Source organism: Candidatus Hakubella thermalkaliphila (assembly GCF_013281975.1).
Lineage (GTDB): Bacteria > Actinomycetota > Humimicrobiia > Hakubellales > Hakubellaceae > Hakubella > Hakubella thermalkaliphila.
In genome coordinates, this window is sequence record NZ_BLRZ01000336.1 from 1 (window position 1) to 923 (window position 923).

The window sequence follows — 923 nt, forward strand, 5'->3', positions numbered from 1 at the left end:
TCGCAAGATAATATTTATCCATTGCCGGGTCTTTTTCCGATGCCTTTTTAATCAATTCATCAAGGTTAAAATAACCCTCTTTTATCAAAAAATAAATATCCACAAAGTCCCTCGCCGCAGCCCTGCCGAAAAGGGCAAGCAGTTTTCCCGCTGCTATATCAATAAGGCTGTCAACTCTAACACCATCTATCTCTTTAGTTCTTTCAAGCCTGTACGGACTGTCAAGGGCAATCTGAATATTCATTCATTCACTACCGCGGCTTGTCATCATTTCCACAACGCTTCTTTTAATCCCTTTTTTCTCAAGAGATTGTAATAGCTTTCTCGAAATAAGCTGAATCATGTCTTCGGCAGGGGTAAAAAAATCGAGGTCTTCGGAAAGTCTGTGATGAAGGTAATAAGCAGAAAGGGCTGATCCTCCGGTAAAATATAATTCTTTTGATTCTTCTAATCCATTAAGGGTATTGATGATCTCTTGCTGGAGTTCCGTCAATGGTTTCTTTTCTTTTCCACTCAAAGTAGTTCTCCCATAATTTCTTTATAGGTTTAGGCAAATAAAGTTCTGGTAATAACCTTTCAACTTCATTAAAGTCGAGGTCTTTAATATCTTCCAGACGGCCTTTTAGAAGAACCTGTTTAATCCACCATTTTCTATTTTGATCTTCATTAAGGTTTAGTTTCTCAATGTCTGCAAACCAGACTATATGTTTTTTTGTCATATGCAGTCCTCACTTATTGCCTCCTGATTGTGAAGTAATTTTAACAGCTATACGGCTCTTTGTAAAGGACAAATCCGTTTCATGCTAAATTGACAGTTTATTCATCTTCTTCCCCTTCACTCAAGAAATAGTAGTGTCAGTGAAAAGTGTCAGTGTGTTCTTTCCTCTTTTCTATTCCTTTCTTCCTAAACCAGTCAGCAATAA

General features: G+C 37.4%; 3 protein-coding genes. All 3 read right to left on the reverse strand.

The features are described 5' to 3' along the window. The coding region (locus tag HW443_RS11975; protein ID WP_176238302.1) for a nucleotidyl transferase AbiEii/AbiGii toxin family protein at positions 1–244 on the reverse strand (244 nt) is incomplete at its 3' end. After that, positions 245–517, reverse strand: a complete 273-nt coding sequence (locus HW443_RS11980; RefSeq protein ID WP_176238303.1) for a nucleotidyl transferase AbiEii/AbiGii toxin family protein — start codon at positions 515–517, stop codon at positions 245–247. Beyond that, positions 456–719 (reverse strand): hypothetical protein, encoded by a 264-nt coding sequence (locus tag HW443_RS11985; RefSeq protein ID WP_176238304.1) that lies wholly within the window; start codon positions 717–719, stop codon positions 456–458. Before HW443_RS11985 ends, HW443_RS11980 begins: the two co-directional genes overlap by 62 nt. Between the last annotated feature and the right edge of the window lie 204 nt (positions 720–923).